At 69.8% G+C, this 23803-nt stretch carries 18 protein-coding genes, 1 tRNA gene and 1 pseudogene; 6 read left to right on the forward strand and 14 right to left on the reverse strand.

Going from position 1 to position 23803, the window contains the following annotated elements:
- Window positions 1–90: 90 nt before the first annotated feature.
- On the reverse strand, window positions 91–990 hold the full coding sequence (locus ACGFSH_RS05005) for a hypothetical protein (protein ID WP_393345048.1): 900 nt from the start codon (window positions 988–990) through the stop codon (window positions 91–93).
- 85 nt (window positions 991–1075) lie between these two features.
- On the opposite strand from ACGFSH_RS05005, the gene ACGFSH_RS05010 reads away from it, so the two are divergent.
- Together ACGFSH_RS05010 and pepN are read left to right on the forward strand one after the other, a co-directional pair.
- A complete protein-coding gene (locus ACGFSH_RS05010) occupies window positions 1076–1477 on the forward strand; it encodes a chorismate mutase (protein ID WP_393345050.1) in 402 nt (133 codons plus the stop codon).
- A 90-nt stretch (window positions 1478–1567) separates the two neighbouring features.
- The gene (gene pepN / locus ACGFSH_RS05015; RefSeq protein WP_393345051.1) at window positions 1568–4060 is read left to right on the forward strand and encodes an aminopeptidase N; all 2493 of its coding nucleotides are present in this window, start codon (window positions 1568–1570) and stop codon (window positions 4058–4060) included.
- 442 nt (window positions 4061–4502) lie between these two features.
- On the opposite strand, the gene ACGFSH_RS05020 is transcribed toward pepN, so the two are convergent.
- Complete coding sequence (locus tag ACGFSH_RS05020) at window positions 4503–5096, reverse strand: GNAT family N-acetyltransferase (protein ID WP_393345053.1); 594 nt, start codon at window positions 5094–5096, stop codon at window positions 4503–4505.
- Between the two features lie 172 nt (window positions 5097–5268).
- Between ACGFSH_RS05020 and ACGFSH_RS05025 the strand changes: the two genes are divergently transcribed.
- Both ACGFSH_RS05025 and ACGFSH_RS05030 read left to right on the forward strand, forming a co-directional pair.
- Window positions 5269–6645 carry a pyridoxal phosphate-dependent decarboxylase family protein gene (locus ACGFSH_RS05025; RefSeq protein WP_393345055.1) on the forward strand — a complete coding sequence of 459 codons (1377 nt, stop codon included), beginning with the start codon at window positions 5269–5271 and terminating at the stop codon, window positions 6643–6645.
- Window positions 6642–8066, forward strand: coding sequence for a lysine N(6)-hydroxylase/L-ornithine N(5)-oxygenase family protein (locus ACGFSH_RS05030; RefSeq protein ID WP_393345057.1), 1425 nt, complete (start codon window positions 6642–6644; stop codon window positions 8064–8066). Before ACGFSH_RS05025 ends, ACGFSH_RS05030 begins: the two co-directional genes overlap by 4 nt.
- Before the next feature lie 111 nt (window positions 8067–8177).
- On the opposite strand, the gene ACGFSH_RS05035 is transcribed toward ACGFSH_RS05030, so the two are convergent.
- Window positions 8178–9989, reverse strand: a complete 1812-nt coding sequence (locus ACGFSH_RS05035; protein ID WP_393345059.1) for a bifunctional metallophosphatase/5'-nucleotidase — start codon at window positions 9987–9989, stop codon at window positions 8178–8180.
- Between the two features lie 415 nt (window positions 9990–10404).
- Between ACGFSH_RS05035 and pyk the strand changes: the two genes are divergently transcribed.
- The gene (pyk, locus tag ACGFSH_RS05040; RefSeq protein WP_393345060.1) at window positions 10405–11841 is read left to right on the forward strand and encodes a pyruvate kinase; all 1437 of its coding nucleotides are present in this window, start codon (window positions 10405–10407) and stop codon (window positions 11839–11841) included.
- 5 nt (window positions 11842–11846) lie between these two features.
- Here pyk and ACGFSH_RS05045 read toward each other — a convergent pair.
- Window positions 11847–12590: pseudogene (locus ACGFSH_RS05045) on the reverse strand (transcriptional regulator); the annotation flags it as partial.
- A gap of 107 nt (window positions 12591–12697) precedes the next feature.
- Window positions 12698–12770, reverse strand: a tRNA-Leu gene (locus ACGFSH_RS05050).
- Window positions 12771–12872: 102 nt separating this feature from the next.
- Here ACGFSH_RS05050 and ACGFSH_RS05055 point away from each other — a divergent pair.
- A complete protein-coding gene (locus tag ACGFSH_RS05055) occupies window positions 12873–13529 on the forward strand; it encodes an ANTAR domain-containing response regulator (RefSeq protein WP_030596546.1) in 657 nt (218 codons plus the stop codon).
- A 75-nt stretch (window positions 13530–13604) separates the two neighbouring features.
- Here the strand turns inward: ACGFSH_RS05055 and ACGFSH_RS05060 are convergent, their stop codons facing one another.
- The 9 genes from ACGFSH_RS05060 to ACGFSH_RS05100 form a co-directional block, all read right to left on the reverse strand.
- A complete protein-coding gene (locus ACGFSH_RS05060) occupies window positions 13605–14321 on the reverse strand; it encodes an ABC transporter ATP-binding protein (protein ID WP_393345061.1) in 717 nt (238 codons plus the stop codon).
- Entirely contained in the window at window positions 14318–15223 is a 906-nt protein-coding gene (locus ACGFSH_RS05065; RefSeq protein ID WP_393345063.1) for an ABC transporter ATP-binding protein, read from the reverse strand. Before ACGFSH_RS05065 ends, ACGFSH_RS05060 begins: the two co-directional genes overlap by 4 nt.
- A gap of 5 nt (window positions 15224–15228) precedes the next feature.
- Window positions 15229–17055, reverse strand: coding sequence for a branched-chain amino acid ABC transporter permease (locus ACGFSH_RS05070; RefSeq protein ID WP_393345064.1), 1827 nt, complete (start codon window positions 17053–17055; stop codon window positions 15229–15231).
- 5 nt (window positions 17056–17060) lie between these two features.
- On the reverse strand, window positions 17061–17993 hold the full coding sequence (locus tag ACGFSH_RS05075; protein WP_256920677.1) for a branched-chain amino acid ABC transporter permease: 933 nt from the start codon (window positions 17991–17993) through the stop codon (window positions 17061–17063).
- A 108-nt stretch (window positions 17994–18101) separates the two neighbouring features.
- Window positions 18102–19331 (reverse strand): branched-chain amino acid ABC transporter substrate-binding protein, encoded by a 1230-nt coding sequence (locus tag ACGFSH_RS05080; RefSeq protein ID WP_393345066.1) that lies wholly within the window; start codon window positions 19329–19331, stop codon window positions 18102–18104.
- A gap of 287 nt (window positions 19332–19618) precedes the next feature.
- Window positions 19619–20233 (reverse strand): Tat pathway signal sequence domain protein, encoded by a 615-nt coding sequence (locus tag ACGFSH_RS05085; RefSeq protein WP_393345067.1) that lies wholly within the window; start codon window positions 20231–20233, stop codon window positions 19619–19621.
- A complete protein-coding gene (locus ACGFSH_RS05090) occupies window positions 20230–20667 on the reverse strand; it encodes a hypothetical protein (RefSeq protein WP_393345069.1) in 438 nt (145 codons plus the stop codon). Before ACGFSH_RS05090 ends, ACGFSH_RS05085 begins: the two co-directional genes overlap by 4 nt.
- A 261-nt stretch (window positions 20668–20928) precedes the next feature.
- Window positions 20929–21396 (reverse strand): PaaI family thioesterase, encoded by a 468-nt coding sequence (locus ACGFSH_RS05095; RefSeq protein ID WP_393345071.1) that lies wholly within the window; start codon window positions 21394–21396, stop codon window positions 20929–20931.
- 49 nt (window positions 21397–21445) lie between these two features.
- Window positions 21446–23737 (reverse strand): FdhF/YdeP family oxidoreductase, encoded by a 2292-nt coding sequence (locus ACGFSH_RS05100; protein WP_393345072.1) that lies wholly within the window; start codon window positions 23735–23737, stop codon window positions 21446–21448.
- Window positions 23738–23803 lie beyond the last annotated feature (66 nt).

Genomic DNA, 23803 nt, shown 5'->3' on the forward strand with positions numbered 1-23803 from the left:
ACCGGCACCTGACCACCGGGACCGGGACCGGACGAGACCGGCCGCCCACCCCGCACACCGGCTCACCCCCCGCCCACCCCACAGACCCAGCTAGGTGTCGCACTCCAGCACCGTGCGGCACAACCCGCACCGAACCCGCACCCGGCCCTGCACCGGCACCCGGATCCGCTGGTGACACGTCGGACACGGGAACATCACCCGCAGCGGCCCGCCCGCGTCCGCCGCGAACGCGTACGACACATCCCCCGCGCCCGCGCCCCCGCCCCCGTGGCCCTGCGCCTGACGCCGGTCACGGGCGTACCGCCGCCGCCCCGCCCAGCCCGCCGCCGTCAGCGGCGGCACCCGCTCGTCACGCCGGGCCCGCTCCAGCCCCCGTCCGTACGCCGCGTACGCCTGCGCACTGGTGAACCACACCGACGGATCCTCACCGAACGCCAGCGACCGCTTCGCCAGCACGTACCCGAACTCCTCCGGCGTCAGATACCCCAGCTTCTGCGACGACGCCCCGTCCTCCCGGTACGCGTCCAGCAGCAGCCACCCCGCCCCCAGATACGTCGTCGCCGTGTCCGTGAGGATCTCGTTGTCCCGCGTCCCCGGGAACGACAGGTCCAGCCGGTGCAGATACACATGCATGATCTCGTGCGCCAGAGCCGCCCCGATGTCCCGCCGATGCCCCCGGAAACGGTCGTTCAGCTCCACGAAGTACTCCGGCCCCGCCGTCAGCTCCACGTTCGCCGCATGCTCCATCCCACGGAACGCCACGATCATCCGCGCGTCCGGCAACCGGAAATGCCGCACCAGCTCACGCGCCACCCGCTGCGCACCCAGATGCAGATCGTCCGCGTCGCAGAACGCCACATCGGCCGGCGGAACACTCGCCGCGAACTGCCGGACCGTGTCGTACGACAACCGCCGGTACAACGCCGTGACGGCCGCCCGCACCGTCTCCAGATGCGGAAAACCGTGGACCACCGGACCGCCGTCGGCCACGCCACCACCCCCAGGACGCGTGCACCCGATCCCACTCTACGGGCACCCCGTCCCCCCGCGCAGGCATGCCCTAGGGTGATCGCCCATGACCACCAGCAACACCCCCACCAGCGACGCCCCCGGCCCCGGAACCCCCACCGGCACCGGCCCCGGTGGCCCCGCCGGACGCACTGCCGTCGACCCCGCCGTCCGCGAGGAACTCGCCCGGCTGCGCGACAGCATCGACAACATCGACGCCGCCGTCGTCCACATGCTCGCCGAACGCTTCAAAGCCACCCAGCAGGTCGGCCACCTCAAAGCCCGCCACCACCTGCCCCCCGCCGACCCCGCCCGCGAGGCCCGCCAGATCGAGCGACTGCGCACCCTCGCCGAGAACGCCAAACTCGACCCGGCCTTCGCCGAGAAGTTCCTCAACTTCATCATCGCCGAGGTCATCCGCCACCACGAGCGCATCGCCGAGGACACCGCCACCCCCGCCGACGGCTGACCGGCCGGGCGCCCCGGCGCGGGAACCGACATAACGCGCGTACCGATCCGCCCCTGTGCCCCGCCTGCGGCATCAGGCAGCATGTCGTGCATGTCCGTACTGACGCGCGACGAAGCGCTAAGCCGTGCCAAGCTCCTCGACGTCCACCGCTACACCATCGAGCTCGACCTGACGACCGGCGACGACACCTTCGAGTCCGTCACCGTCATCCGGTTCGCCGCACGCGCCAACGGTGACACCTTCGTCGAGGTCAGGCCCGACACACTGCACTCCGTCACCCTCGACGGCGAACCCCTCGACCCCGGCGCCCTCGACGCCGGCCGGCTCGCCCTCGACGGCCTCACCGCAGGCGAACACGAACTGCGCGTCCACGCCGCCATGCGCTACTCCCGCACCGGCGAAGGCATGCACCGCTTCACCGACCCCACCGACGGCGAGACCTACGTCTACACCCAGCTCTTCATGAACGACGTCCAGAGCGTCTTCGCCGCCTTCGACCAGCCCGACCTCAAAGCCGTCTTCGACGTCTCGGTGACCGCCCCCGAGAACTGGACCGTCCTCGCCAACAGCGTCACCGAACACCTCGGCCGAGGCCGCTGGCAGGCCGCCCCCACCCCCCTCGTCTCCACCTACCTCGTCGCCGTCGCCGCCGGCCCCTGGCACACCGTCCGCACCGAACACCGCGGACTGCCCTTCGGCCTGCACTGCCGCCGCTCCCTGGCCCCCCACCTCGACGCCGACGCCGACGAACTCCTCGACATCACCCGCGCCTGCTACGACCGCTACCACGAGAAGTTCGAAGAGCCCTACCCCTTCGACTCCTACGACCAGGCCTTCGTCCCCGAGTTCAACGCCGGCGCCATGGAGAACCCCGGACTCGTCACCTTCCGCGACGAATTCGTCTACCGCTCCGCCGTCACAGACACCGAACGCCAGACCCGCGCCATGGTCATCGCCCACGAAATGGCCCACATGTGGTTCGGCGACCTCGTCACCCTCCAATGGTGGGACGACATCTGGCTCAACGAGTCCTTCGCCGAGTACATGGGCTACCAGACCCTCACCGAAGCCACCCGCTTCAACGGCACCTGGACCGAGTTCGGCGTCGTCCGCAAAGCCTGGGGCTACGACGCCGACCAGCGCCCCTCCACCCACCCCGTCGCCCCCGAGAACGTCGACGACACCGCCTCCGCCCTCCTCAACTTCGACGGCATCTCCTACGCCAAGGGCGCCTCCGCACTGCGCCAACTCGTCACCTGGCTCGGCGAGAAGGACTTCCTCGCCGGCATCAACACCCACATCGCCCGCCACCGCTTCGCCAACGCCACCCTCGCCGACTTCATCGACTCCCTCGCCGCCCACACCGACCGCGACGTCCACGCCTGGGCCGACGCCTGGCTGCGCACCACCGGCGTCGACACCCTCACCCCCACCGTCAGCGGCGTTAACGGCGACCGCACCCTCACCGTCACCCACCACGGCACCCGCCCCCACCGCGTCGCCGTCGGCCTCTACGACCTCGACCTCGCCGACGAAGGCCACCACCTCACCCTGCGCCGACGCCTCGAAGTCGACATCCCGCAGAGCGCGCCCCAGCCCATCGGCAAACTCCCCGCCCTCCTCCTCCTCAACGACGGCGACCTCACCTACACCAAGATCCGCTTCGACCCCGACTCCTTCACCACCCTGCGCGCCAACCTCTCCGGCCTCCCCGACCCCCTCACCCGCGCCGTCGTCTGGAACGCCCTGCGCGACGCAGTCCGCGACGGCGAACTCGCCCCCGCCGCCTACCTCGAAACAGCCCGCACCCACCTCCCCCAGGAAACCGACCTCGCCGTCGCCCAAGGCGTCCTCTCCTTCGCCGCCGGACAGATCGCCGACCGCTACGTCACCCCCGAACAGCGCCCCGCCGTCCTCGCCGGCCTCACCACCCTGTGCCGCGACCTCATCCGCCGCACCGAGGACGGCGACCACCCCGGCCTGCGCCTCATCGCGGTACGCCAGTTCATCGCCGTCGCCGCCCACCCCGACACCATCGCCGCCTGGCTCGCCGACGGCACCGTCCCCGGCGGACCCGAACTCGACCCCGACCTGCGCTGGCGCGTCCTCGCCCGCCTCGCCGCCCTCGGCGCCACCGACGCCGACGCCATCGCCGCCGAACTCGCCGCCGACCCCTCCGCCACCGGCCAGGAAGGCGCGGCCCGCTGCCGCGCCGCCCTCCCCGACCCCGCCGCCAAGGAACGCGCCTGGGCCGCGATGTTCTCCACCGACGGCCTGTCCAACTACCTCTTCAACGCCACCGCCCAGGGCTTCTGGCAACCCGAACAGGCCGACCTCGTCAGCGACTACGTCCCCCGTTTCTTCGAGGACGCCGTCACCGTCGCCGCCCGCCGCGGCCCCGCCATCGCCGAAGCCGTCGGACGCTGGGCCTTCCCCGCCCACGCCGTCGACGCCGAAACCCTCCGCCTGGGCGAACAGTGCCTCGCGACCACCGGCCCCACCCCGGCCCTGCGCCGCAAACTCGTCGACCAGCTCGACGATCTCACCCGAGCCCTGCGAGTCCGCACCACCGACCACCCCTGACCGATACCGGTCGCCGACCACCCGTGCCCCACCGCCGACCCCGCCGTGGCCGCCGCCGACCGGGCTACCGTCGGCGACCGGTGGGGGCGCGCCGGTGACGGCGGGGGAGCGCTCGTGACCGGCCGCGAACTCGCCGTGGCCGACGGACCGGGACGCCGGTGACCGGCCGGGGGCGCCCGTGATCGTCGGGGGAGTGCCCGTGGCCGGCGGAGGACTGCCCGCCGGTCGCGGGAACCGCCCGCGACCGGCCCGTGGACCGGCCATGACAGACCGAGAACGTGCCTGGGCGCATGCCGACTCCGGAAGCCGTCGGGCCGGTTCCGGCGCGACGCAGCCCGCGCATACCTGGCGTCGGGTCCATCCACCGGGCGGACGGCACCCGGCACCCGGCACCGAGGACGGGCGATCCGGGACGGGGCCGGCCCGCAAGAAGTCCCTACAGCTACCGGTCCCGGCGTAGCTCCGCCCTGCGTACGCCCCGCTCGCGCGGTCCCTCGCGCCGGTTTCCCACCCCGGCGGCCGGGGCCGGACCCGCGTCCTCCAGCACGAAGCCCGACCGCTCCAGGAAGCGTTCCCCCGGCACCCACCCCGGCGGAACCGTCGCCGTCACCCGCGTGACGTCCCGCGCCCGCGCCAGCAACGCCTCGGCCACCGTCCGCCCCAGCCCCCGCCGCCGGGCCCCCGGTGCGATCAGGAACATCCCCACCGCCACCGCGCCCGGCTCCGGGTGATCCCGCACGGCGTCCACCACCCCCGCCACCGACCCCGCCCACTCCACCACCAGCAGCACCTTGTCCCGCGCCGCCGCCCCCTCCGGCAGCGCATAGAACAGGCTCTGCACGTCACCCGGCGCCGACGGCAGCCCCGTCGCCGCGACGAACCAGTCCTCGCACTCCTCGAACAGCGCCAGCAGCGAGGCCTCGTCCCCGGGCCCCGGCTCCCGCAGCACCACCGGCTCACCCTCGCACTCCGCCGTCGCCTCCCACGGCGACCCCCACCCCGACTCCGGCACCCACCCGCACTCCGGCTCCGCCACGCGTCCCACCTCGCTCGACCGCAGACGTCCGGCGAGGGCGGACGCCCCCACCGCATCACCCCTACGGGAGTACCCCCTTTCGAGTACCGATCCCCGGGCTTCCCGGCGCACCCGCAGCGATCCCGACAAGCTGGAACCCCGCCCCCCGCGCCAGCCCGGAGAACCCAGCCCCATGCCCCCCAAGAGCACGCCGCCCCTCGCCTCGGGCCCCCAAGGACCTGACGCTCTCAGGCCGTTGCTCGCCACCGTCCTCGACGCCCTCGACTCCGGCGCCCGCGCCCGCGGCGGCCCCCTGCCCGCCGGCGGACCCGACGCCGTCACCGCCCGGCTCCACCACGCCGTCGGCGACCTCCTCCCCACCCACGGCGACCCCGACGCCCTCCACACCCTCGTCCACGCCCTCGCCGAAGGCTCCGCCGACCCCGCCCACCCCCACTGCACCGCCCACCTCCACGGCCCGCCCCTCGCCGTCGCCACCGCCGCCGACCTCGCCGCCTCCGCCCTCAACCCCTCCCTCGACTCCTGGGACCAGGCCCCCGCCGCCTCCGCCCTCGAAGCCCTCCTCACCCGCACCCTCGCCGCCCACGCCGGACTCACCGACGCCCTCGTCACCACCGGCGGCACCGAAGCCAACCAGCTCGCCCTCCTCCTCGCCCGCGAAACCCACGGGCCCGCCCTCCGCCTCATCTGCGGAGCCAACGCCCACCACTCCCTGCCCCGCGCCGCCTGGCTCCTCGGCCTCCCCGCACCCCACATCCTCCCCACCCCCACCGGCACCCTCGACCCCACCGCCCTCACCACCGCCCTCGCCACCCTCCCCGACCCCCACACCCCCGTCCTGGTCGCCGCCACGGCCGGCACCACCGACGCCGGTCTCATCGACCCCCTCCCCGCCATCGGCGCCCTCTGCCACGCCCACGGCGCCCGCCTCCACATCGACGCCGCCTACGGAGGCGGACTCCTCTTCAGCGACCGCCGCCGCCCCCTCCTCACCGGCCTCGACACCGCCCACACCGTCACCCTCGACCTGCACAAACTCGGCTGGCAACCCGCCGCCGCCGGACTCCTCGCCGTACGCGACCCGAACGACCTCACCGCCCTGCACCACCACGCCGACTACCTCAACGCCACCGACGACACCGACGCCGGCCTCCCCGACCTCCTCGGCCGCTCCCTGCGCACCACCCGCCGACCCGACGTCCTCAAAATCGCCGTCACCCTCAAAACCCTCGGCCGCACCGGCCTCGCCACCCTCGTCGACCAGGTCTGCGACCACGCCCACCACCTCGCCGACCTCATCACCGCACACCCCCGCCTCGAACTCCACGCCCCACCCACCATCAGCACCGTCCTCTTCCGCCCCACCCACGCCACCGACACCGCCGTCGCCGAAACCCGCCGCCGCCTCCTCACCGACGGCCACGCCGTCCTCGGCCGCGCCCGCCACAACGGCCGCCTCTGGCTCAAAGCCACCCTCCTCAACCCCCACACCCGCCCCGCCGACCTGACCGCCCTCCTGCACCTGGTGGAAGGAAACACCCCCACATGAACACGCCCCCACCCCACGACACCGACACCCCCCGCGACCTCGTCGGCATCGGCATCGGCCCCGCCAACCTCTCCCTCGCCGCCCTCGCCCACCCCCTCACCACCCTCGACACCGCCTTCTACGAACAACGCCCCCGCTTCGACTGGCACCCAGGCCTCCTCATCGACGGCGCCCGCGTCCAAGTCCCCTTCCTCGCCGACCTCGTCACCCTCGCCGACCCCACCAGCCCCTGGACCTTCCTCAACTACCTCCGAACCCACCACCGCCTCTACCCCTTCTACTTCGCCGAGCGCTTCCACACCCACCGCGCCGAATACGACGCCTACTGCCGCTGGGTCGCCGACAACCTCCCCGCACTCCGCTTCCGCCACCAGGTCGACGCCGTCCGCTGGAACCCCGAACGCGACCTCTTCGAAGTCGACTTCACCCAGCTCGACACCGACGGCGAAGCCGAAGCCCTCGGCCGCACCCACACCCGCAACGTCGTCCTCGGCATCGGCACCCGACCCCACATCCCCGACCCCCTGCGCCCCCTCGTCGACGCCCCCGGCGTCCCCGTCGTCCACGCCACCGACTACCTCACCCACCGCGACACCCTCCTCGCCGCCGGCCACATCACCGTCGTCGGCTCGGGACAGTCCGGCGCCGAGATCTTCCTCGACCTCCTCCGCCACCGCCCCACCGGCCGCGAACAACTCCACTGGATCGGCCGCACCCCCGCCTTCGCCCCCATGGAGTACTCCAAACTCGGCCTCGAACACTTCACCCCCGACTACACCCGCTACTTCCACGCCCTCCCCGAGAACGTCCGCGACCGCCTCACCGACGCCCAATGGCAACTCCACAAAGGCATCGACGCCGACACCCTCGCCGCCATCCACGACGAGCTCTACCGGCGCACCCTCCACGGCGACTGGCCCGACACCGTCCTCACCCCCGGCGTCCGCGTCCGCACCGCAGGACGCATCGCCACCACCAAAATCGAACTCCACCTCGAACACATCCAGCAGAACACCCGCACCCGCCTCACCACCGACGCCGTCGTCCTCGCCACCGGCCACCGCGAACGCCCCCTCGACCGCATCCTCGCCGGCCTCGACCCCTACATCCGCCGCGACAACAGCGAACGCCCCCGCATCGACGAACACTTCCGCCTCGTCCTCGACCCCTCCGTCACCGCCACCGGCTGCAACGTCTACGTCCAGAACGCCGAACGCCACACCCACGGCGTAGGCGCCCCCGACCTCGGCCTCACCGCCTGGCGCAGCGCCACCATCCTCAACACCCTCACCACCGAACAGCCCTACCCCCTCCCCACCCGCACCGCCTTCACCACCTTCGGCCTCCACCAACAACCCCAGCACCGCGTCACACCCGCCCGACAAGCAACCCCCCTCACCCCCCTCGCCGACCACCGCTGACCGGCACCCACCCCCGCCCACCCACGCGAAAGGCGGTGACCACGCGACAGCCCACCCGGCCACCGCGCAACCACCGCCCTCGCTCCCACCAAACCCCAGACGTCCGGACGCCTAGAACACCGGCGTACCGTCCCGCGTCAACCTCCAGTCCACCGACGCGAAGTCCTTCGGATCCAGCACACCCTTCGCCGTCACCCACTCCGCGATCCGCGTCCGGATCTCCGTCGACTCCGACCACAACTCCTGCGCCGACGCCACGAACGGGAACGCCCCACCACCATTGGCCCGGTAATTGTTCACCGCCAGCACGAACTGCTGACCATCCGCCAACGGAGCACCCTCGAACATCAGATTCCTGATCCGCGAACCAGCAGGCTGCGCCACATCGATGTCGTACGACAACCCCGACACATAGTCGTAGTTGTAATCCGGCCGCCCATTCGCGTTCGTCAGCTTCTCCACGTCCACCACCGCACCGGACGCCGTCTGCACGAAATACTCCGCCGAATACTCCAGATACGCCCGCACCTGCGCACCCGTCAGCAGCTTCGCCACCAACGTGTTGTCATACACATACAGACTCGACAGATCCCGGATCGTCACCGCACCGGCCGGAATCTCCGACGTCCGCGAGAACGGCGACGCCTGCGCGATCACCGGCAGCGACGCATACGACGTCCCCGCCAACGCGGCCCGCACCACGTCCTCCTGCACCTTCGTGATCAGATCGATGATCGGAGCGTCCTTGAACCGCGCATCCACCGTAGTCAACGTCTCCGTCGCCGACCCCACCACCTGATTGACGTACTTCACGACCTTCGCGTGCTCGTCACCCAGCAACTTCGTGATCTTCGGGTCGTCCGCCACCGAATTCGAGTTCAACACCTTCGACGAAACCGACTCGACGACCCACCGCCCCTTCTCGAACACCAACGACACATCGAACACCGACAACCGCTCCGCGAAAGCCAGCGGCTCCGAAAGCACCACCGCCCGGCCCGTCTTCGCATTCGTCACCCGCAACTCGGGAATCTCCACATGCGCATGCCCGACCAGAATCGCGTCGATGTCCGGCACCTGCTGCGCCACCAGAGCCGCGGAATTCTCCACATACGGCACCTGGTCACCGTACGACGACGTACCCGACGACCCCGAATGCGCCGACACGATCACCACGTCCGCACCCATCGACTTCAACCGCGGCACCCACTTCGCCGCCTGCTCCTCCAGCCCCGGGAACGCCAGCTTCCCCTGCACATACGCCTTGTCCCAGATGGCGATGCCCGGATTCGTCAGACCCAGCACCGCCACCTTCACCGGCGGCGCCCCCTTCACGCAGAACGTCTTCATCACATACGGCGTGAACGCCGGCTTCAACGTCTTCGCGTCCACCGCGTTCGCCCCGAGCAACGGGAAACGCAACTGCGACTCGAACTTCCGCAGCGTCTCGATCCCGTAATTGAACTCGTGATTGCCCAACGCCGCCGCGTCATACCCGATCGCGTTCATCGCCTGCGCCATCGGATGCACCGGACCACCCTTGGCGGTGATCGGATCCACCTTCGCGTAGTAATACGTCAGCGGCGTCCCCTGAATCGTGTCACCCGCGTCCAGCAGCAGGGTGTTCTCCCGCCCCTTCTCCGCACGGATCCGGTTCACCAGCGTCGAGATGCGCGCCAGACCCTGCGCGTTGCCCGCCGCGTCCTTGTACTCCGCGTCCTTGAAGTAGTCCCAGTTGAAGACATGCCCATGGGTGTCCGTCGTCCCCATCACGGTCAGCTCGTACCGCTTCGGCTTCCCCGGCTTCCCCGGCTTCCCACCGGCCGCGGCCTGCGCCGACGGAGCCGCCACCGCACCCGCGATCGCCACCCCCGCCCCGGTCGCTGCGGACTTCTTCAGGAACTTCCGGCGGTTCAACGGCATCTCTCGTACTCCTCGGGGGAAGGGGAACAACGCGCGTAGATTCTGACCCGGCCACCACCGACCGCAACAGATCCAGGAGGTTGCGATTGGGTGACCAGCACCCTCAACTACGCCCGGGAAACAGCGAAAGCCGGGACAAGGCAGGACGTAAGACCACCCCGTCCCGCAGGCCACCTGACCTCCTCCGGCCGACCGGCCGCCCAGCCCCGGTCGCTGCCCCGCCCCTGCCCGCAGGCCGAGCCGACCTGCCCCACACCCCGACCAGCCCGCCACCGCAATTCACCCATTCGAGAAAATGCTCATCGGAGCGGCCGGCCGCACAATTTATAAGTTGTCAACAGACCTTCACCCAAAGGATGTTGAGCCGCCGCTTCCCACCAATTCGCTACCCATCGGTAAGACATAAACTCGAAACATGCGCCGAGCGAAAATCGTCTGCACCCTGGGCCCCGCCACCGACACATATGACCAGCTCAAAGCACTGGTCGACGCCGGAATGGACGTAGCCCGCTTCAACCTCAGCCACGGCACCCACGCCGAACACGAGGAGCGCTACCACCACCTACGAAAGGCCTCCGACGAAACCGGCCGCAGCGTCGGCGTCCTCGCCGACCTTCAAGGCCCGAAGATCCGCCTCGGCCACTTCACAGAAGGACCCGTACTCCTCGAACGCGGCGACACCTTCACCATCACCGTCGAAGAAGGCACCGCAGGCGACAACACCCTCTGCGGCACCACCCACGCCGGCCTCGCGCAGGACGTCACCCCCGGCGAACGCATCCTCGTCGACGACGGCAAAGTCTGCCTCGAAGTCACCCACGTCGACGGCCCACGCGTCCACACCCGCGTCCTCGAAGGCGGCATCGTCTCCGACCACAAAGGACTCAACCTCCCCGGCGTCGCCGTCTCCGTCCCCGCCCTCTCCAAAAAAGACGAGGAAGACCTCCGCTGGTCCCTGCGCACCGGCTTCGACGCCATCGCCCTGTCCTTCGTCCGCACCGGCCGCGACATCATCGACGTCCACCGCATCATGGACGAAGAGGGCCGCCGCCTCCCCGTCATCGCCAAGATCGAGAAACCCCAGGCCGTCGAGAACATCGACGACATCGTCGCCGCCTTCGACGGCATCATGATCGCCCGCGGCGACCTCGGCGTCGAAATGCCCCTCGAACAAGTCCCCATCGTCCAGAAACGCGCCGTCAAACTCGCCAAACGCAACGCCAAACCCGTCATCGTCGCCACCCAGATGCTCGACTCCATGATCGAACACTCCCGCCCCACCCGAGCGGAAGCCAGCGACGTCGCCAACGCCGTCATCGACGGCACCGACGCCGTCATGCTCTCCGGCGAGACCAGCGTCGGCAAACACGCCGTCCAGACCGTCCACACCATGGCCAAGATCATCACCGCCGCCGAGGAAGACCTTCTCGCCAAGGGCCTCCCCGACCTGACCGACGACAACAAACCCCGCACCCAGGGCGGCGCCGTCGCCCGCGCCGCCGCCGAGATCGGCGACTTCCTCGGCGCCAAGTTCCTCGTCGCCTTCACCCAGACCGGCGACACCGTCCGCCGCCTCTCCCGCTACCGCTCCCCGATCCCCCTCCTCGCCTTCACCCCGGAACCCGCGACCCGCTCCCAGCTGAGCCTGACCTGGGGCGTCGAGACCTTCCTCGGCCCCACGGCCGCCTCCACCGACGCGATGGTCGACCAGGTCGACGAACTGCTGCTGCGGTACGGACGCTGCGCGAAGGGCGACGTCATCGTGATCACCGCGGGCTCCCCACCCGGCGTCGCCGGCTCGACGAACCTGGTCAGGGTCCACCACGTGGGCGAGGACGACAGCCCTCGGTAGGGTCGGTACTTGGGGCCTACGTGGGCGTCGAGCAGAGCGACGGAGACTTTCCTGGCGACGGACACGTTCCTCGGGTTCTGCATTCTCCATTCGACTCCGAGCCGGTCGAGGGCATCGGTGAACAGGCCGATGATGTCGCCCGACATATTCGTGAAGAAGTAGCGCGGGTACGCGTAGCGCTTGCGTTCATCGCCGACGGTCCGCTCGGTCCAGTTGGTGATCCGACAGCCGTCCGAGTGGATGAGGCCGCGAACGAACTGCCAGGGATGTTCGTCGACGATGGCCTGCTGCCAGGGCTCGAGGGCGATCCGCCGCTCGTGCTTCTTGCCGGGACCGTGCTGCGGGAAGAGGTGCGGCCAGTGGGCGTAATAGCCGACCACGGCCACACACCCTGGAGCCTTGACGCGGTACGCGGTGTGCGCGGGGCTGACGGTTCGGACGGCGGCCTCACAGGCGTCGATGAGGCCCGGCCAGGCGTTCGCGCAGGCGATGCGCAGGTAATGGCCGGCTCCGCGCGGATGAGGGCTGATGCACCCGTCACCCAGATAGAGCCCCAGCAGGTACGAATAGGCGTTCCTATCACTCGGTGGCCCGGGGAGGGGTGGCGCCATTCGGGGCAGCGGTTCAAGTCGGGACTGCCAGGATCGAATTGCTGCCCGGGAGATGCCCGTAAGACGGCTCACCGAGTTGAGGCTGTGCCCCTCCGAGACCAGGGCGAGTGCGCGCTTGCGTGTGCTGACGTCGTACAGGGGTCCACTGTGTGAGCGGGTTTTCGACGACACGCAGCAAAAAGCGGATGTTCACGAGAACGTGGACATCCGCTTTTTTCAGTGTGACCTTGGGAACCAAGGAAAAGTGCCCCGAGTCGGATTCGAACCGACGCTGTATGGGTTTTGAATCCATGGCCTCTACCGCTGGGCTACCGGGGCCCCTTCGAAACGAAGGTCAGCGGTCACCCGCTGTGTCACCACCTTACCGCAGCTAGGTAGGCTCTTGTCAGCTGTACCCCCGCCCCTGAACGAGGAGCCCCCGTGACCGCCCCCGAGTCGCCCCAGCCCGTAGACGCGCCCGACGACGACAAGTCGCACGTGCCTCCGCTGACGACCCGTGTCGTCATCGCCGAGGACGAGGCGCTGATCCGTCTCGACCTCAAGGAGATGCTGGAGGAGGAGGGCTACAGCGTCGTCGGCGAGGCCGGTGACGGTGAGCAGGCCGTCGAGCTGGCCCGCGAGCACAAGCCGGACCTGGTGATCCTGGACGTGAAGATGCCGAAGCTGGACGGCATCTCGGCGGCGGAGAAGATCGCCGAGGAGCGGATCGCGCCGGTGCTGATGCTGACGGCGTTCTCGCAGCGCGACCTGGTGGAGCGGGCGCGGGACGCGGGTGCGATGGCGTATCTGGTGAAGCCGTTCAGCAAGAGCGACGTGGTGCCGGCGATCGAGATGGCGGTGTCGCGGTTCACGGAGCTGCGTGAGCTGGAGAACGAGGTCGCGGATCTGACCCTGCGGCTGGAGACGCGCAAGCTGGTGGACCGGGCGAAGTCGATTCTTCAGACGGAGTACGGGCTGACGGAGCCGGCGGCGTTCCGGTGGATCCAGAAGACGTCGATGGATCGCCGGATGTCGATGCAGCAGGTGGCGGAGGCGGTCATTCAGGACGCGGACGAGAAGAAGGCGAACAAGGGCTAGTTCGCTCGCTGTGTGCATGACGAGGCCCGCTCCCGGAGAAGGGGAGCGGGCCTCGTCGTGTGTGAGGGGGGTGGGTCAGTCCTCGCCGAGGTAGGCCTTGCGGACGGACTCGTCGTGGAGGAGGTCCCGGCCGGTGCCGGACAGGACGATCTTGCCGATCTCCATGACGTGGCCGTGGTCGGCGAGCGAGAGGGCGGCCTGGGCGTTCTGCTCGATGAGCAGGATGGTCATGCCCTGGGACTTCAGCTCGGCGATGGTGGCCATGATCTTCTGCATCATGATGGGGGAGAGACCCATGGAGGGCTCGTCCAGCATGAGCAGTTTGGGCTGCGACATGAGGGCGCGGCCCATGGCGAGCATCTGCTGTTCGCCGCCGGAGAGGGTTCCTGCGGCCTGCTTGCGGCGTTCTCCCAGGATGGGGAAGAGGTCGTAGGCGCGCTGGATGTCCTTCTCGATGCCTGCTTTGTCGGAGCGGAGGAAGGCGCCGAGGCGGAGGTTGTCCTCGATCGTCATGCGCGGGAAGATGTGCCGCCCCTCGGGGGAGTGGGCGAGGCCGAGCGCGACGATGTCGTGGGCGGGGGTCTTCTTGAGGCTTTTGCCGTTGAACTTGATCTGGCCGCCGACAGGCTTGAGGAGGCCGGAGAGGGTGCGCAGGGTGGTGGTCTTGCCGGCGCCGTTGGTGCCGATCAGGGTGACGACCTCGCCGGCTTCGACCTTGAACGAGATGCCTTTGACGGCTTCGATCTTGCCGTAGGCGACTCGGAGGTCCTCGACTTCGAGCAGTGCGGTCATCGGTCGTTCTCCTTGCCGGGCGCGGCGTCCGTGAGGGTGTCGGCGCTGTCGGCGTGTGCTTCGGCGGCCTCGACTTCGGCGACTTCTTCGTCGCCGGGGGCGTCTTCGAAGGGTTCGCCGAGGTAGGCCGCGACGACGCGTTCGTCGCCCTGGACGGTGGCGCTGTCGCCTTCGACGAGTTTTTCGCCTTGGACGAGTACGGCGACTCGGTCGCAGAGGTTGAAGATGAAGCGCATGTCGTGCTCGATGACGAGGACGGCGATGCCCTTGTCGCGGATGGCGAAGACGAGTTCTTCGGTGGCGCGGGTTTCCTGGGGGTTCATGCCGGCGGTGGGCTCGTCGAGGAGGAGGAGGCCGGGTTCGCTGGCGAGGGCGCGGGCGATCTCGAGCTTGCGCTGTTCGCCGTAGGGGAGGTTGCGTGCGAGGTGGTCGGCCTTGTTTTCGAGGCCGATGAACTCCAGGAGTTCCATGGCGCGTTCGCGGGAGGCGGCTTCTGCCTTGTGGAAGGCGGGGAGACGCAGGACCGCGGACCAGAAGCCTTCCTTGGTGCGGGTGTGGCGGCCGACGAGGACGTTTTCCAGGACGGTCATGTTGCCGAAGAGGCGGATGTTCTGGAAGGTGCGGGCGATGCCGGCGGCGGTGACTTTGAAGGACTTGGGGGGGAGGACCTTGTCCTTGTAGCGGACTTCGCCTTCGGTGGGGATGTAGAGCCCGGTGAGGCAGTTGAAGAAGGTGGTCTTTCCCGCGCCGTTGGGGCCGATGAGGCCGACGATTTCTCCGGCGTTGACGTGGAGGTCGACGTTGCGGACGGCGGTGAGGCCGCCGAAGCGCATGGTGACGCCGCGGGCGTCGAGGACCTTTTCGCCGGTGGGGGCGACCGTGGTGGTGGTGTCGGTGGTCATGGTGGTCAGGCCCCTGCCTTCGTCAGGACGGTGGGAGCTTCGGCGTCCTCGTGGAACTCGAGCTGGCGGCGCCGGTTGGGGATGAGGCCCTCGGGGCGGAACCGCATGAGCAGGATGAGCGCGAGGCCGAAGGCGAGGAGCTGGTAGTCGCCGAGGAACTGGAGCTTGTTGGGGATGAGGAAGAGGAGTGCGGCGCCGATGAGGGGTCCGCTGATGGTGCCCATGCCGCCGAGGACGACTGCGGCGAGGAGGAAGGCGGAGTTGGGGGGGATCGGGCCGGCGAAGAGGTACTGCTCGGGGGTCACGGTGTAGGTGACGTGGGCCTGGACGGTGCCGGCGAGTCCGGCGAGGGAGGCGCCGACGGCGAAGGCGATGAGCTTGACGCGGAAGCCGTTGATGCCCATGGCGAGGGCGGCGGTCTCGTCTTCGCGGATGGCTACCCAGGCGCGGCCGATGCGGGAGTCGCCGCTGCGTCGGAAGACGAGGACGACGACGGCCGTGATGATGAGCATCAGGAAGAAGTAGTTGGCGAAGCGGCCGATGGTGAATCCGGCGATGGCGTGTTCGGCTCCGAAGTCGAACCCGAGGATGTTGAGGTTCGGGATGGAGGAGATGCCGTTGGAGCCGTTGGTGATGTCGGGGCCGGAGGTGCCGTCGAGGTTGTTGGCGGTGATGCGGAAGATCTCTCCGAAGCCGAGGGTGACGATGGCGAGGTAGTCGCCGCGCAGCCTCAGAGTGGGGGCGCCGATGAGGACGCCGAAGATCAGGGAGGCTGCGGCGCCCACGAGGACCGCAGCCCAGAAGGGGAAGTGGACGTGGAAGGGGGAGCTGGGGGATCCGGAGACCATGGCCGCGGCGTAGGCGCCGACGCCGAGGAAGGCGACGTAGCCGAGGTCGAGGAGTCCGGCGAGGCCGACGACGATGTTGAGGCCGAGGGCGACGGTGCCGAAGATCAGGATGTAGACGCCGACGGTGGCGTACTGGTCGTCGGTCTGGGTGAAGGGGAACATCGCGGCGGCGACGAAGGCGCCGCAGATGGTGATGTTCTGGTGGCGTGCGGTGATCTGGGAGGCCTGGTTGACGAGGCCGGACTTGTTGAGTGCGGCGAAGCCGAAGCCGGCGGTGATGAGGAAGCCGATGAAGAGTTCGTCGTACTCGGTGCCGATGCCGTAGGTGAAGACGGTGAGGCCGAGGCCGAGGATGGCGACGATGATGAGGATCTCGGCGTAGGAGGGGAGGGTGCCGATCGGGCGGGCGGTGCCGCCGGAGAAGGCTGCCTTGGTGATGTCCCGGCCGCTGCGCAGGCGGTGGCGGAAGAGTTCCCAGCCGGTGTCGTCGGGGTCGTGGGGTTCGGGTTCGGGGCGCTCGAAGGGGAGGGCGAGGGCGCCGAGGAGCGCGGCGAGTGAGGCGAGGGCGGCGATGATGCCGCCGGGCTCGAGGTTGACGATGCCGCCGAGGTCCACGGTGATCGCGATGATCGTGTACCAGACGGTGGCGTAGGCGGCGAGCGCGGCGAATTTGAGCGCGCCGTCGGCGCCGGCGGGGGTGAGCCAGCGCAGGCCCTTGACTCCGTAGGAGGAGAGGCCGAAGAGGGTGGTGAGGGCGCCGCCGATGAGGGCGAGGACCTGGAGGCCGCCGGGGTAGCCGTAGACCGTGAGGTCGCCGGGGAAGGCGGAGGTCCAGGTCCAGGCGAGGAAGGTGGAGATGACGGTGAGGGCGCCGCCGCCGGTTGCGAGGGCGCGGCCGGCCTGGGCGGGGATGCCGATGAGGCCGGTGGACGACCCGGTGGTGGGGGTGCTGGGGGTGCCGGCTGTGGTGGTCTGTGTGGTCATCGGTGTCACGCCCTGTCCGCGACGCGTTCGCCGAGCAGACCTTGTGGCCTGAACAGCAGTACGAGGATGAGAAGTACGAAGGCCCAGACGTCGGCCCAGGACTGGCTGCCGAACTTGTCCATGCCGGGGATGTCGGCGATGTAGGCGGTGGCGAGGGTTTCGGCGATGCCGAGGACGACGCCGCCGATCATGGCGCCGTAGATGTTGCCGATGCCGCCGAGGACGGCCGCGGTGAAGGCCTTGAGCCCGAGGATGAAGCCCATGCGGTAGTCGATCTGGCCGTACTTCAGGCCGTAGGCGACGCCGCCGATGGCGGCGAAGGCGGCGCCGAGGGCGAAGGCGACCACGATGATGCGGTCGGTGTTGACGCCCATGAGCTTGGCGGTGTCGGGGTCCTGGGCGGTGGCCTGCATGCCGCGGCCGGTGCGGGTCTTCATGACGAAGTAGGCGAGGACGGCCATGCTGATGGGGGCGGCGACGAGGAGGAAGATGTCGCCGGTCTGGATGGTGACGTCGCCGATGTGGAAGGGGCCGCCGTCGATCTGGGGGAAGGTGCGGGCGGACTTCGCCTCGGGGTACCAGGCCCAGACCGCCTGCTGGAGGGCGAGGGAGAGGCCGATGGCGGTGATGAGGGGGGCGAGGCGGGGTGCGCCGCGCAGGGGGCGGTAGGCGAACCGTTCCGCTCCGATGGCGACGAGGACGGCGACGAGGATGGCGCCGATGAGCATGAGCGGCAGGGCTATCCACATGGTCGTGCCGCTGGGTACGACCCAGAGGTAGACGGAGAGTGCCCCGAAGGCGCCCGTCATGAAGATCTCGCCGTGGGCGAAGTTGATGAGCTGGACGATGCCGTAGACCATTGTGTAGCCAATGGCGACCAGCCCGTACATGGATCCCAGTAGCAGGCCGTTGACCAGCTGCTGCGGCAGTTCGTTCACCGCATGTCCTCCGAGACGTTCGGATGTTTTCGACGGATGTGTCCGGATGTGGGTCCGCGCGGGGCGCCAGTGGAACAGCGCCCCGCGCGGCTCGTGATGCGGGCTGGGTCAGCCGGAGTAGGTGCCGGACTTGACCGGCTTCCAGGTGCCGTTCTCGACTGCGTACACGGTGAGCTGCTTGTTGGTGGCGTCACCGAACTCGTCGAAGGAGACCTTGCCGGTCACACCGTCGAAGGAGACGTTCTGCATGGCCTCGGTGACCTTGGCGCGGGCGTCGTCGGGGAGCTTGCCGCCGTTGTCGGCGACGACCTTCTTCACGGCCTCGATGATCGCCCAGGCCGAGTCGTAGGAGTAGCCGCCGTAGGCCTCGTAGGCCTCCTTGTAGCCGCCGTTCTTGTAGTTGGCCACGAACTCCTTGGCGGAGGGCAGCTGCTCGACGGGCGCGCCGACCGAGGTGGCGAGGTCGCCGGTGGCGGAGGCGCCGGCCAGCTTGATGAAGTCGGCGCTGTAGATGCCGTCGCCGCCGACCACGGGGATCTTGGCGCCGGCGGCCTTGATCTGCTTGCTGAGCGGGCCGGCCTGCGGGTACTCGCCGCCGTAGTAGACGACGTCGGCGCCGGAGTTCTTGACCTTCGTGGCGATGGCCGAGAAGTCCTTGCTGTCGGGGTTGATGTGCTCGGTGCCCGCCACCGCGCCGCCGAGCTTCTTGAACTCCGCGGTGAAGGTGCCGGCGAGGCCGGCGCCGTAGGTCTTCTTGTCGTCGATGACGAAGACCTTCTTCTTCTTGGCGTCGTTGATCAGGTACTGGGCGGCGAACGGGCCCTGGATGGCGTCCGTGGTCGCGGTGCGGAAGTACGACTTGTAGACGCGCTTCTTGCTGTTCGCCCAGTCGGTGCCCTGGGTGAGCGCCGGGTTGGTGTTGGCCGGGGAGACCTCGACCAGCTTGGCGTCGTCGAAGACCTTCTGCATCGATTCGGCGACGGAGGAGTTCAGCGGGCCGACCACACCGAGGACGGACTTGTCGGCGACCAGCTTGGTGGCGTTCTGCTGACCGGAGGACGGCTGGGCCTGGTCGTCGAGCGCCTCGATCTTGAAGGTGACGCCGTCGACGAGCTTCTGCTTGTTGGCCGTTTTGGCGGCGAGGTCGACGGAGTTCTTGATGCCGAGGCCCAGCGCGGACAGGTCGCCGGTCAGCGGGGCGTCGACGCCGATGGTGACGGTGGTGCCGCCGCCGCTGTCGGAGCCCTTGTCGTCGCTGTCGCGCGAGCCGCAGGCGGTGAGGGTGAGTGCTCCCGCGGACAGCGCGGCGGTGATGGCGATGAGCGAACGTTGACGCACGTTCCAGTCCTTTCCCTGGGCGGCTCTCCCCGCTGGAAGAGGCCGAGTCGAGCGCTGACCTGGAGGGGTATTCCAGCCGCGCGGTGACTGGGCGTGACTCTAAGCGGGTGAAGGGAACGTGGAGGAGGGTCTGACGAAGGCTGTGACGCTCTTGTTATGACACGAGGTAATGCAGAGCGGTACTTGGTGGGTGGAACGGAGGAATTCACGCCGATTCGCCCTGTCCGCATGGTGAGAATGTGCAGGACGACCTCGGGTGTCGTCAGGTGTCTCGAGCATTTTGGTGATTACGGGAAACCGTTGCTGCAGGCTACCTGTAGGGCGTGGGAGAGGTCACGGGCATAGCGGGGGCCCAGGATGAAACTCTGCACCTGCATTGCGCGCGTATTACGTAGAGTTACATCCAGGAAAGGGAGTCCGGCGTCCCTCGGCACTTTTTCGCATTCCGTCACGTGCATGGTGACGACGATCTTGCGGGCCGCGCCCGATTTCGTCCGGAACGGCGGCCGTGGGGTCGAGGTCACGGAGAGGCCGTCGTACGGCTGGGTCAGCCGGGTCACGGTGACCGCGGGGCCGGACTCGACCCCGAGCAGCACTTCGAAGGCGAAGGTGCGCGGCCGGGCGCCGGGCGGCACGGTGGTCTGGCCGAGGTAGCTGATGTCCACGGTCTGGGCGGGGAAGGGCAGTTCGGCCCTGACGGGGCGCGGGGCGGGCGGCCGGGTCGCGTACAGGTAGCCGCAGCCGGCGAGGAGGAGGGCCGTGGCGAGGAGGCCGTGGGCGGCGCGGCGGTGGGCCGCGTAGAACCCGGTGAGCGTCCAGGCCGCGGGCCCGTGGGGTACCGGAACGCCGGGCGGTCGGTCCCGGGTGCCCTCGCCGGGCTCGACCGGGCCTATGGCGTTCACTGCCACGGGCCTTCGCCGGGGTCGCCGGAGTGATACCGGTCGACGCAGCCTGTGTGGGCCTGACGGGCGATCAACTTCTCGGCGGCCGCCTGCCCTTGGCGCTTCTTCTCGGCGCGGGCGGCGTCCACGACCGAACGCAGGATGTCGTACTGGCCGTTGGACAGTCCCATGGACTGGTAGTCGCCGTAGGTGTCGCTGTCGAGCATGGCGCGCGACCAGTGGGCGACGATCCGGGTGCACAGCTCCTCGGGGGAGGTGGAGGCGGAGGTGGGGGACGGGGCAGAGGTGGCCGGGGGTGGGGAGGCGGTCGCCGCGTGTTCGGGGCCGCCGTCGTCGCAGGCAGTCACCGTCGCCGCCGCGAAGGCCGCCGCCAGCAGGGCCGGCGCGAGCCGTCGTGCCGTCGCTCTCGCTCCCGGTGTGCTCGCCGTCGTCATGCCGTGACGCTAGGCCGCCGGAGCGGCGCCGGGCAACGGTGGCGCAGCCCCGGGTCGGCGGGCGTGGGTCGGCGGCCGCGGGCGCCGCGCGCCGGCTGCCGGACGTCCGCTCTTGGTGGTGCGGGGGTGCGGGGGTGCGGCGGCGTGGCGATGCGGCGGCCCCGCAGGGGCGCCGGGGGCCGGAAGGTGACCGCGAGGGCCGCCGTCCGGCGTCCGGGCGTCGGGCGTCCGGTGTCCGCGTCGGGTGTCCGGCGCTGGGTGTCAGCTGGTGGCGGTGGGGGCGTCGCGCAGCAGGCAGGTGAGCCGGGCGGTGCACACGCGGCGGCCCTCCTCGTCGCTGATCACGATCTCGTACGTGGCCGTGGAGCGCCCCCGGTGCACCGGGGTGGCGACGCCGGTCACCAGGCCGGAGCGGGCGCCGCGGTGGTGGGTGCAGTTCAGGTCGACGCCGACGGCGATCTTGGCGCTGCCGCCGTGCAGCATCGAGCCGACCGAGCCGAGGGTCTCGGCGAGGACCGCGGACGCGCCGCCGTGGAGCAGTCCGTAGGGCTGGGTGTTGCCCTCGACGGGCATGGTGCCCACGACGCGGTCCGCGGACGCCTCGACGATCTGCACGCCCATGCGGGAGCCGAGATGCCCGGCGGAGAACAGGGCGGCGATGTCGATGCCCAGGGCGGCGTACTCGTCGATGACCTCTTGCGGGAACTTCACGTGCTGCTGCTCGCCCATGGGGTCCTGCTCCGTTCGTCGATCACATCCGGCGTCGCTGAGCAAACGCTCAGTCGGTGGCCGATTGTTCCAGACGGACCACGACGGACTTGCTGGCCGGGGTGTTGCTCGTGTCGGCGGTGGCGTCCAGCGGGACCAGCACATTGGTCTCCGGGTAGTACGCGGCGGCGCACCCGCGCGTGGTCGGGTACAGCACGACCCGGAAGCCGGGCGCGCGCCGCTCCACCCCGTCCTTCCACTCGCTCACCAGGTCGACGTACCCGCCCTCGGCGAGCCCGAGGGCCCGCGCGTCCTCGGCGTTGACCAGGACGACCCGGCGGCCGTTCCTGATGCCGCGGTAGCGGTCGTCGAGGCCGTAGATCGTGGTGTTGTACTGGTCGTGCGAGCGCAGGGTCTGGAGCAGCAGGCGGCCCTCGGGCAGCTTCGGGTACTCGACCGGCGCGGCCGTGAAGTTGGCCTTTCCGGTGGCCGTGGGGAAGCGGCGCTCGTCGCGCGGGGCGTGCGGGAGGGTGAAGCCGCCGGGGCGGCCGTCGGAGTCCGTCACGCGCGCGTTGAAGTCCTCGAAGCCGGGGATCACGCGCGCGATGCGGTCGCGGATCGTCGCGTAGTCCCTCTCGAACTCCTCCCACGGCGTCGCGCTGCGCTCGCCCAGCACCCGGCGCGCCAGGCGGCACACGATGGCGGGCTCCGACAGCAGGTGCGCGCTCGCGGGCGCGAGCCGGCCGCGGGAGGCGTGCACCATGCCCATGGAGTCCTCGACGGTGACGAACTGCTCGCCGCCGCCCTGCACGTCGCGCTCGGTGCGCCCGAGGGTCGGCAGGATCAGGGCGCGCGCCCCGGTCACGACGTGCGAGCGGTTCAGTTTGGTCGACACGTGCACGGTCAGCCGGGCGCGCCGCATGGCGGCCTCGGTGACGTCGGTGTCGGGGGAGGCGGACACGAAGTTGCCGCCCATGGCGAAGAACAGCTTCGCCTCTCCGTCGCGCAGCGCGCGGATGGCGCGCACCACGTCGAAGCCGTGCGCGCGTGGGGGCGCGAAGCCGAATTCCTTCTCCAGGGCGTCCAGGAAGGCCGGTGCGGGCCGTTCGAAGATGCCCATGGTGCGGTCGCCCTGCACGTTGGAGTGGCCGCGCACCGGGCACACGCCCGCGCCGGGGCGGCCGATGTTGCCGCGCAGGAGCAGGAAGTTGACGACCTCGCGGATGGTGGGCACGGAGTGCTTGTGCTGGGTGAGGCCCATGGCCCAGCAGACGATGGTGCGCCGTGAGGCGAGCACCATGCGCAGGGCTTCCTCGATCTGTGCGCGGCTCAGGCCGGTCGCGGTGAGCGTCTCGTCCCAGTCGGCGGCTCGGGCCGTCTCGGCGAACTCCTCGAAGCCGTGGGTGTGTTCGGCGATGAACGCCTCGTCGAGCGCGCCCTCGGTCTCCAGGACGAGCTTGTTGAGGAGGCGGAAGAGCGCCTGGTCGCCACCGATGCGGATCTGCAGGAACAGGTCGGTGAGGGAGGCGCCCTTGACCATGCCCTGCGGGGTCTGCGGGTTCTTGAAGCGCTCCAGGCCCGCCTCGGGCAGCGGATTGACGCTGATGATCTTCGCGCCGCCCGCCTTGGCCTTCTCCAGGGCGGAGAGCATGCGGGGGTGGTTGGTGCCCGGGTTCTGGCCGGCGACGATGATCAGGTCGGCCTGGTAGAGGTCCTCCAGCAGGACGCTGCCCTTGCCGATGCCGATCGTCTCCGACAGGGCCGAGCCGGACGACTCGTGGCACATGTTGGAGCAGTCCGGCAGATTGTTGGTGCCGAGTTCACGGGCGAACAGCTGGTAGAGGAACGCCGCCTCGTTGCTGGTGCGGCCCGAGGTGTAGAAGACGGCCTCGTCGGGAGAGGCGAGGGCGGCCGTCTCCTCGGCGATGATGTCGAAGGCGCGCTCCCAGGTGACCGGCTCGTAGTGCTCCGCGCCTTCGGGCAGGTACATGGGGTGGGTGAGCCGCCCCTGCTGGCCGAGCCAGTAGCCGCTGCGTCCGGCGAGGTCGGCGACGGGGTGCGCGGCGAAGAACTCGGGGGTGACCCGCCGCAGGGTGGCCTCCTCGGCGACCGCCTTCGCGCCGTTCTCGCAGAACTCCGCCGTGTGCCGGTGCTCGGGCTCGGGCCAGGCGCAGCCGGGGCAGTCGAAGCCGTCCTTCTGATTGACGCGCAGCAGTGTCAGCGCGGTGCGACTGACGCCCATCTGCTGCCTGGCCATCCGCAGGGAGTGCCCGACGGCCGGCAGGCCCGCCGCCGCGTGCTGGGGCCCGGCGACCCGGGGCGCGTCCTGGACCGGATCGGCTTTGGGCGGCTTCGATGCCATCGCGCGCTCTCCTTCGACCTGTGTGCGGGCCGTGTCCCTAGGGCCGTCCCGAGTGGGCGGGGTGCC

The organism is Streptomyces sp. NPDC048481 (assembly GCF_043200075.1).
Classification (GTDB): Bacteria; Actinomycetota; Actinomycetes; order Streptomycetales; family Streptomycetaceae; genus Streptomyces.